The sequence below is a fragment of the Longimicrobium sp. genome (assembly GCA_036387335.1).
In the GTDB taxonomy this organism is placed as follows: Bacteria; Gemmatimonadota; Gemmatimonadetes; order Longimicrobiales; family Longimicrobiaceae; genus Longimicrobium.
This window is the reverse complement of record DASVTZ010000130.1, coordinates 21,050-29,976: the sequence shown is the minus strand read 5'-3', so window position 1 is coordinate 29,976 and position 8,927 is coordinate 21,050. Positions and strand designations below refer to the sequence as shown.

The following is an 8,927-nucleotide window of genomic DNA, read 5'->3' as shown; positions in this document are numbered from 1 at the left end:
CTCGCCGTTCGCCGCGCAGCTCATGCGCAACGCGGTGTTCGCGCCGTACCCGTACGCCTACCGCTCGCCATTCGGGCGCGACGCGGACGAGGTCGGTGCCGCCACGCTGCGCTACGTGGAGCACCTGCTCGACACACCGGGAACCGCGTCGGAGGGGATCGGCGCGATCCTGGTGGAGGCGGTGCAGGGCCGCGGCGGCGACGTGGTGCCGCCCGCCGACTTCCTCCCCGGACTGCGGCGGATCTGCGACGAGCGCGGGATGCTCCTGATCGTGGACGAGATCTACACCGGATTCGGACGCACGGGCCGCTGGTTCGCGTGCGAGCACACCGGCGTGGTGCCGGACCTGATGGCGGCCGGGAAGGGGCTCACGGGCGGCTTCCCCTTCGCCGCCTGCATTGGCACCGATGCGGTGATGGAGGCGTGGCCCCGCTCCACCGGCGAGGCGATCCACACCTCCACCTTCCTCGGAAACCCCGTCGGTTGCGCCGCCGCCCTCGCCTCCATCTCCGTGCTGCGCGAAGAGCGGCTGGTGGAGCGCTCCGCCGAGCTGGGTGCGCGCATACTCGAGCGCCTGCAAACGATGACCGCCGACCACCCGCGCGTCGGCGAGGTGCGCGGCCTCGGGATGATGATCGGCATCGAGATGGTGCGCGACCGCGAGAGCCGCGAGCCCGCCCCGGAGCTGTCCGGCCGCGTCGTGGTGGAGGGCCTTCGGCGCGGCCTTCTGCTTCTCGGCGGCGGGCTGTACGGCAACGTCCTCTCCCTCTCCCCACCCTTTGTCATCAGCGACGAACAGGCGGATTGGGCTCTGGAAACGCTGGGCGAAATTCTGGATGGATTGCCGTGAAAGCGAACGTTGCTGTAGGGGCAGCCCCGCGTGGCTGCCCGTGCCCCGCCATGCGCCGCGGCCCGCTTCCAGAGCGCATCAAGGCCCCTGGACCCACACCAACGTCCGCCTTCGCGGACTGGCTTCATCCCCCGTTAAACCAGCGCCGAACGAACCACACACGAACGTGAGAGCATGGAGAAGCTGACCGATCTATTCGAGCGCAACCGGGCGTGGGCCGCCGCGATGACGGAGCGCGACCCCGAATTCTTTACCGGGCTGGTGAACCAGCAGACGCCGCAATACCTGTGGATCGGGTGCTCGGACAGCCGGGTGCCCGCCAACCAGATCGTCGGGCTGGCGCCGGGCGAGATGTTCGTGCATCGCAACATCGCGAACGTGGTGGTGCACACCGACCTCAACTGCCTCTCCGTGCTGCAGTTCGCGGTGGACGTGCTGAAGGTGCGGCACGTGATGGTGGTGGGGCACTACGGGTGCGGCGGCGTGCGCGCGGCGGACGAGGACGCGCGCCTGGGACTCATCGACAACTGGCTCCGCCACGTGCAGGACGTGCGCGACGCGCACCGCGACGAGCTGGACGCCATCCCCGACGCCGTCGAGCGGGTGGACCGCCTCTGCGAGCTGAACGTGGCCGCGCAGGTGCGCCACGTCTGCGAGACGACGGTGGTGCGCGACGCCTGGCTGCGCGGCCAGCCTCTGACGGTGCACGGCTGCATCTACCGCCTGCAGGACGGCATCCTGCGCGACCTGGGCGTGTCGGCGGCGGGACTGTAGCGGGGCGGGCACGCGGCTTCCATCCGCTCCGCGGCACCCACCCGTACCCGGAGCCACGATGGCCGCAGTCTCGGCGGAGCGCCTGGAGGCACACGTTCGCATGCTGGCGGAGACGCTGGCGCCGCGCAGCGTGGCGCACCGCGCCAACCTCGACGCGGCGGCGTCGTACGTCGCGGTGGAGATGGCGGCGGGCGGCGCCGAGGTGTCGAAGCAGGTGTACGCGGCCGCGGGGGCCGAGTACCGCAACGTCATCGGCCGTCTCGGACCCGACACGAAGGAGCGCGTCGTGGTGGGCGCGCACTACGATGCCGCCGGCCCCTTCCCCGGCGCGGACGACAACGCGAGCGGGGTGGCGGGGATCATCGAGCTGGTGCGCGTGCTGGCCGGCACGCCGCTCGGAGTGGGCGTGGAGCTCGTCGCGTATCCATGCGAGGAGCCGCCCTTCTTTCGCACCCCGTACATGGGAAGCATGGTGCACGCCAACTCGCTGCGCGCCGAGGGTGCGCGGGTGAGGGGGATGATCGCGCTGGAGATGATCGGGTACTTCAACGACGAGCCGGGAAGCCAGCACTTCCCCACCCCGCTGCTGAAGCCGTTCTATCCATCGCGCGGCAACTTCATCACGGTGGTGGGGAAGCTGGGGCAGGGGCCGCTGATCCGCCGCGTGCGGCGTGCGATGCGCCGCGGCTCGCCGCTTCCCGTGCGCACCATCCAGGCGCCGCGCGCGGTGCCCGGCGTCGACTTCAGCGACCACGCCAGCTACTGGGCCGCCGGCTTCGACGCGGTGATGGTGACCGACACCGCCTTCTACCGGAACCCGCACTACCACACCGCCCACGACACGGCGGACACGCTGGACTACGCGCGCATGGCGATGGTGGTGGAGGGGGTGCGCGAGGCGGTGGTGGCGCTGGCTACTTGAAGCGGAGCTTGGCCACCAGGATGGCGATGTTCAGCGCCACCATCCCGCCGTTGGTGGCGATCACGGGCCAGTCGCTGGTGATGACGCCGTAGGTGATCCACAGCGCGCCCGCCGTGATGAGGATGACGAACATCCCGAGCGACAGGTCGTTGGTCCGCTTCGTCTTCCAGACGCGCACCACCTGCGGGAGAAAGGAGATCACGGTGAGCGCTCCAGCGACGTAGCCGATGTAGGTCGCGAACTGCTGAATGGGTGCCTCCAGGTTGGGGTGGATGTGCGGCGGGTGGGTCGGGCAAGGGGTGCGCCGGGAGGGAAGCAGGGAGGTGGGTGGCTGGGTGGGTTGCAGGGAGTGGGTGGGTGATCCATGGTACCGGCGGTTGAAACCGCTGCAACGACCGCGGGAAGCCTGCCTTCGCAGGCTTCGGGGGCGGGGGCGGGGTGCCGCTACGCCGCCGGGGGATGAATCCCCCGGCTGGAACCACGCGAAGCCCACTGAAGTGGGCTCCAGGAGCGCGGCATCAGACCGCGCGTGCGCGGAGGGCGGAGTTTGCGGTTCCAGTGGCGGATTTATTCGTTCGTGGGGCGGTTGGCGGCGCATGGGAGGGCACGGGCAGCCACGTGGGGCTGCCCCTACGGGTATGGGGGTGCGTGGCGCGGTGGCGACGGCCGAAGGCGGATGATGATCCGCGAGTCCGCGAAGGCGGACTTTGCGCATTTCAAGCCGCGAATTCATTCGCCCCTGGATGGCGGATGGCGGATGGCGGACGGCGGACGGCGGACGGCGATGAAAGAAAACCGGGCCGCCGATCTTCGCGATCGGTGGCCCGGTTCGGGTTTGCCGTGCCGCGCGCTACGGCGTGCGGCGAGTGACGGCGCTGGGGGGGACCTGGGCGGCCAGGGCGCGCTGCAGGCTCGCCTGGAGCTGGCGGCTGCGGGCCAGGAGCTGGTCCGTCTGCGGGTCGGCGGCGACCATCTGGCGGTGCAGGAGGTCGTCGAAGGCGCGGGCGCGGCGCGCGATGTCGGGCTGCCGCATCACCGTCTGCTGGGCGCGCATGAAGCGGCTCTGGATGGTGGCGAACTCGCGCGCCAGCGCCTGCTTGCGCGCCACGTCGTTCCGCGACTCGGCCGTGCGAGCTTCGGCCTCCATCGCCTTCACGCGCGTGGCCAGGCGCGGGAGCTCCGGGTCCTGGCGCTCCATCGCCGCCTTGATGTCGCGCATCAGCGTGTTCTGCGTGGCGGCAAGGTCGCCGGCGCGCATGGCGCGGGCGTGGATCCCCTGCAGGCGCGCCGCGATGGTGCGCAGCTCCGCCATCTGCGCCTGCGACTGCTCGCGGGTGGGGGTGGCCGCCGGGGCCGCGACGCGCGAGGCCGTGGGGCGCGCCTGCGCGGAAAGCGCCGCGGGAAGGGCTATAAACGAGAAGGCGAGCACTCCCGCCCGCCGGGTATGACTGTTCAACACGCTCTCCTCTGCTGGTGTCCGCGAGGGCACGGGGCCCGCGCCGTGTGGCCGCTCCGCCGGAACATGCGGCGCGTCTTCAACCCCAAAGCGGCCCCGAGGTTTCACCGCGCGCCCGGCGGCGACCCTCCGCTCGAGGTGTCCGGCGGGGCCGGGGCGGGAGGCGGAGCGGGCTCCGGGGCGGGCGGGGTGGGCGCCTTTTCGCCCAGCACGCGTGGCCGGCGCGGCTCCGCGGGCGGCGTCTCCTCCGTGCGCGCCGGGGTCCGGCGCGGGCGCGGCGCGGGGGCGGGCGGCAGCGGATCGGGGTACGTCTCCACGCGCCCGGGCTCCGGGGCGCGCGGGCGCTCGCCGGCGCGGCGCTGCGCCTCCAGCTCCGGCCAGTTCACGCCGCGGCGCTCCAGGTCCGTCATTCCCACCGTGTCCGGGTTGTACCCTTCCACCGGCGCGAGCTGGATGTCGGTGGAGCCCCACTCCTCGTCGCGCCAGGCGGTGTCCATCGCCATCGGCGGGTAGATGCCGCCCGCCAGGTTGCACGGCTCCGCGGCCGGGCGGCTGTTGACGAAGTACTCGGTGTAGGTGGGGCCGCGCGCCGGGCATCCCTCCATCACCGCCAGCCCCGTGGCGCGGTCCACCGTCTCGGTGACGACGCCGCGCGGCGGGGCCCACTCCAGCGGGGCGCGGCGGCGGGCGTACACGCGCTGCATGATGCGCCCCCACACCGGCGCCGCCAGCGTGCCGCCGGACGCGCCGCGCAGGATGGTCTGCGGCTTGTCGAACCCGAACCAGACCGCGGCCACCAGCTCCGGCGTGTAGCCCACGAACCAGACGTCGGTGGCGGCATTGGTGGTCCCCGTCTTTCCCGCGGCCACGCCGCGGAAGCCGGCGGCGCGCACCGGGGTGCCGGTGCCGCGGTCCACCACGTCGCGCAGCATGCTGGTGAGGACGAAGGCGTCCGCCGGCTCCAGCACCTGCTCGCGCTCCTCCTCCGCCTCCCACAGCACGTCGCCGTCGGTGGTCTCCACGCGGCGCACCAGGTGGGGCACCACGCGATCGCCCATGTTGGCGAAGGTGGCGTACGCGCCCACCAGCTCGATGGGCCTCACCTCGGCCGAGCCCAGCGCGACGGCGGGGTTCTCGGGGACGGGGGTGGTGATCCCCAGCGAGCGCGCCTGGTCCGCCACGCGCCCCATCCCCACCTCCTGCGCCAGCTTGACGGTGACGACGTTCTTGGAGCGGGTCAGCGCGTCGCGCACGGTGATGGGGCCGTCGAAGGTGCCCGTGTAGTTGCGCGGGCTCCACGTGCTGCCGCGCGACAGCCGCACCTGGAGCGGCGCGTCGTCGAACTTCTGCGTGGCGGGCACTCCCTGCCCGATCGCGGCCAGGTACACGAACGGCTTGAACGCCGAGCCGGGCTGGCGCAGCGCCTGAAAGATGCGGTCGTAATTGGAGTCCTCGTAGTCGCGCCCGCCCACCAGCGCCCGCACCTCGCCGTTGCGCGCGTCCATCACCACCGCCGCGCCCTGCAGGTACGGGGTGCCGGAGGCGTCGGTGCTCTCCTTGCCGCGCGTGTACTTGGGATGGTTGAAGCTGCCGAAGGCGCCCGACTCGATGGCCGCGGCCTGGCGCGCCACCTCGCTCTCCGCGGCGGCCTGGGCGACGGGGTCGTAGGCGGTGTAGACGCGCAGGCCCGCCGTGTAGAAGCGCTCGCCCACCCGGTCCTCCAGCTCACGCCGCACCCGCTCCACGTAGTACGAGCCTCGCTGCCGCGTGTCCTTGCCGGGGCGCGACACCCGCATCGGCTCCTTCATCGCCGCCTCGGCGTCCGCGCGGGAGACGTAGCCGGCGTCGGCCATGGCGCGCAGCACGGTGTTGCGCCGGGTGCGCGCCGCGTCCTTGTCCTCGCGCGGGTTGCGCCGCGAGGGGAGCTGCCCCAGCCCGCCGATGGTGGCGGCCTCGGCCAGGGTGAGCTGCGCGGCGGGCTTGCCGAAGTAGGTGCGCGCGGCCGCCTCCACCCCGTACGCCCCCTCGCCCATGTAGATGTGGTTGATGTACAGCTCGAGGATCTTCTTCTTGCCGAACGCCCGCTCGATCTGCCGCGCCACGCGGATCTCCATCACCTTGCGGCGGATGGAGCGCTCGGTGTACGGAAGCGCCTTGGGAAAGAGGTTGCGCGCGAGCTGCATGGTGATGGTGCTGCCGCCCTCCGACACGCCGCCGCGCTTGACGTTGGCGAAGAGCGCGCCGCCGAAGCGCTTCCAGTCCACGCCGCCGTGGTCGTAGAAGCGCCGGTCCTCGATGGCGACGAAGGCCTGCGGAAGGTACTCGGGAACCGAGTCGATGGGGACGACGCGCCGGTTGGCGCTGGAGAGGTTGCCGAAGGGCTTGCCGTCCGCGTCCAGCAGCTCGGAGCCCTCGGCCTGGCACTGCTCCAGCTCGCTGACGGGTGCGCAGCCGCCCATGCCGCAGGGCGCAAACCAGAGCCAGCCGAAGCCGACCACGGAGATTGCGAGGATGGCGAGGAGCGCGATCTTGAGCTTCGGGTTCATTCTCGTCTCGGGTTCCCCGCCGGCCGCGGCTCAGCTCATGGACGCTTCTCCGGCTGCGCGGGCTGGGGCTTGATGAAGTCTTCCGGCCGCGGCACGCGTGGCTGGCCGGGGAAGACGGGACGGCCGGGAAGCTCCGGCGTCGGATCGACAAAGGTCTCGGTGCGCACCGCGGGCGCCTCGCAGCTCGCCGGGGGTGCGTACCGGGCAGCGAAGTAGTCGATGGTTCCGCCGCCGTAGGGGCAGTCCGCCGTAAGCACGCGCCCGCCGCTCACCCGGCGCGCCACCACGCTGCGCGGGCGGGGCCATTCCGGAGGTGGGCGGCGTGTTTCGTACGCTTTTCGCATAATCCGCGCCCACACCGGCACCGCCAGCGTTCCCCCCGTGCCCCCGCTCCCGGTGAGGATCGTCTGCGGATTGTCCAGCCCCAGCCAGACGCCGGTCAGCAGCTCGGGGGTGTACCCCACGAACCACACGTCTGTTGCGGAGTTGGTCGTCCCCGTCTTTCCGGCGATGGGGATGTCGTACGAGATCCCCCCGACCTCGGGGTCGCGCACGCCGTAGCCGGTGCCGCGGTCCACCACCTCGCGCATCATGTCGGTGATGATCCACCCCACCGCCGGGTCCACCGTGCGGCGCGTGGGCGCGGGGGGCTGCCAGAGGAGCTTCCCCTGGTGGTCTTCCACGCGGGTGACGTAGCGCGGCTCCACGCGGTAGCCGCCGTTGCCGAACGCGGCGTACGCGGAGATGAGGTCGATGGGGTACACCGCCGCCGCGCCGATGTACACCGACGGGAAGCCGGGGATGGGCGTGCTGATCCCCGCGCGCCGCGCCAGGTCCTTGACCCGCTCGAAGCCCGCGTCGCGCCCCACCCGGATGGTGGCCAGATTGCGCGAGTTGCGCAGGGCGGAGCGCAGCGTCATGTATCCGCCGTAGCGCCCGTCGTAGTTCTTGGGGCTCCAGGTGCCCACCGTCAGCGGCCCGTCAGACACGGCGAAGAGGGGCGAGCGCCCCCGCTCCAGGTCGGCGGCGTAGACGAAGGGCTTGAAGACGGAGCCCGGCTGGCGGAGCGCCTGGATGGCGCGGTTGAACTGCGACTGCTTGAAGTCGCGCCCGCCCACCATCGCCATCACGGCGCCGGTGTTGGGGTCCATCACCACCGCCACCCCCTGCAGGTACGGCGTGTGGCGCACCGCCTGGTCCGGCTTGAGCCCCGCCGTAAAGCGCTCGTAGGTGGGGTGCGCGTACCCGCCGTACGTCCCCGCCTCGATCGCCTTGAGCTGCGCCTCCAGCGACTGCTCCGCCGTCTCCTGCAGCACGGGGTCGAGCGCGGTGTAGATGCGCAGCCCGCCCGTGTACAGCAGCTCGCCGAAGCGCGGCTCCAGCTCGCGCCGCACCGCCTCCACGAAGTACGGCGAGCGGATGGCGTTGGTGGGGGGCGCCACCGTCACCGGGTGCCGCTGGAGCTCGGCGGCGAGCGCGGCGGTGATGACACCCTCCTGCCTCATCATCTCCAGCACGCGGTTGCGCCGCTTCTCCGCGCGCTGGGGGTGCTCGCGCGGGTTGTACGCGCTGGGCGCCTGCGGAAGCCCGGCCAGCGTGGCCGCCTCCAGCAGGGTGAGCTTCGCCGCCGGCTTGCCGAAGTAGGTGCGCGCCGCCGCCTCTATGCCGTACGCCCCCGCTCCCAGGTAGATGTGGTTGAGGTACAGCTCCAGGATGCGGTCCTTGGAGAGCTTCCGCTCCATCTCCAGCGCCAGCTTGGCCTCGGCGATCTTGCGCCGCATGCTCTTCTCGCCCGCCGGCAGCTGCTGGGGAAAGAGGTTGCGGGCGAGCTGCATGGTGATGGTGCTTCCGCCCGTGGCCCCGAAGCCGCCCAGGACGTTGTCGCGGATCGCCCCCACCACGCGCATGGGGTCCACCCCCTCGTGGTGGTAGAAGCGCGCGTCCTCGATGGAGACGAACGCCAGCGGCACGTAGCGCGGGAGCGACTTGATCGGCACGACGGTGCGCCGCTCGCGGTAGAACGTACCCAGCGGTGCGCCGCGCGAGTCGAGCACCTGGCTCGCCTGGCGCGGCGCGAAGTCGGCCACCTGGTCCGCGCTGGGGCAGGTGCCGGTGCAGGCGCGCGTCCATGCGGCCACCACGCCGCCGGTGCCGCACGACGCCATCGTCACCAGCCCCAGGCCGATGACGATCTTGCGCTCCTGCCGGTTGCGCCACGCCAAACGCAGCCGCTGCCAGCCGGCTCGTGCGCGCGCCTTCCACTCGCTGGTGTCCACTGCCACGGGTCGATGCTCGTTTCGGGGTCAGCTATCGGTTGCCAGAGTATATAGATACACCGGATCGGCCCCGGATGCCAATCCGGGGCCGGCTGACCGCGCG

The 8,927-nt window shown here is 71.9% G+C and carries 7 protein-coding genes; 3 read left to right on the top strand and 4 right to left on the bottom strand.

The window, feature by feature from the left end; genetic code table 11:
* From VF647_12285 to VF647_12275, 3 genes are all read left to right on the top strand, one after another.
* Positions 1 to 850, top strand: an 850-nt coding sequence (locus VF647_12285) for an aminotransferase class III-fold pyridoxal phosphate-dependent enzyme (protein ID HEX8452870.1), incomplete at its 5' end; no start/stop codon positions are given.
* A gap of 174 nt (positions 851 to 1,024) precedes the next feature.
* A complete protein-coding gene (can, locus tag VF647_12280) occupies positions 1,025 to 1,624 on the top strand; it encodes a carbonate dehydratase (GenBank protein HEX8452869.1) in 600 nt (199 codons plus the stop codon).
* 58 nt (positions 1,625 to 1,682) lie between these two features.
* Positions 1,683 to 2,546, top strand: a complete 864-nt coding sequence (locus VF647_12275) for a M28 family peptidase (protein HEX8452868.1) — start codon at positions 1,683 to 1,685, stop codon at positions 2,544 to 2,546.
* Here VF647_12275 and VF647_12270 read toward each other — a convergent pair.
* From VF647_12270 to VF647_12255, 4 genes are all read right to left on the bottom strand, one after another.
* Positions 2,539 to 3,144 (bottom strand): SemiSWEET transporter, encoded by a 606-nt coding sequence (locus VF647_12270; GenBank protein ID HEX8452867.1) that lies wholly within the window; start codon positions 3,142 to 3,144, stop codon positions 2,539 to 2,541. The two genes, VF647_12275 and VF647_12270, sit on opposite strands and share 8 nt — an antisense overlap.
* Positions 3,145 to 3,396: 252 nt before the next feature.
* Positions 3,397 to 4,002 carry a hypothetical protein gene (locus VF647_12265; protein HEX8452866.1) on the bottom strand — a complete coding sequence of 202 codons (606 nt, stop codon included), beginning with the start codon at positions 4,000 to 4,002 and terminating at the stop codon, positions 3,397 to 3,399.
* 104 nt (positions 4,003 to 4,106) lie between these two features.
* On the bottom strand, positions 4,107 to 6,548 hold the full coding sequence (locus VF647_12260) for a PBP1A family penicillin-binding protein (protein ID HEX8452865.1): 2,442 nt from the start codon (positions 6,546 to 6,548) through the stop codon (positions 4,107 to 4,109).
* A 35-nt stretch (positions 6,549 to 6,583) separates the two neighbouring features.
* Positions 6,584 to 8,830: a PBP1A family penicillin-binding protein gene (locus tag VF647_12255; protein HEX8452864.1), complete on the bottom strand. Its 2,247-nt coding sequence runs from the start codon at positions 8,828 to 8,830 to the stop codon at positions 6,584 to 6,586.
* Between the last annotated feature and the right edge of the window lie 97 nt (positions 8,831 to 8,927).

Excerpts from the sequence above, each read along its gene's own strand:
- can (HEX8452869.1), top strand. The coding sequence starts at position 1,025 with ATGGAGAAGCTGACCGATCTATTCGAGCGCAACCGGGCGTGGGCCGCC.
- VF647_12275 (HEX8452868.1), top strand. The coding sequence starts at position 1,683 with ATGGCCGCAGTCTCGGCGGAGCGCCTGGAGGCACACGTTCGCATGCTG.
- VF647_12270 (HEX8452867.1), bottom strand. The coding sequence starts at position 3,144 with ATGCGCCGCCAACCGCCCCACGAACGAATAAATCCGCCACTGGAACCG.
- VF647_12260 (HEX8452865.1), bottom strand. The coding sequence starts at position 6,548 with ATGAACCCGAAGCTCAAGATCGCGCTCCTCGCCATCCTCGCAATCTCC.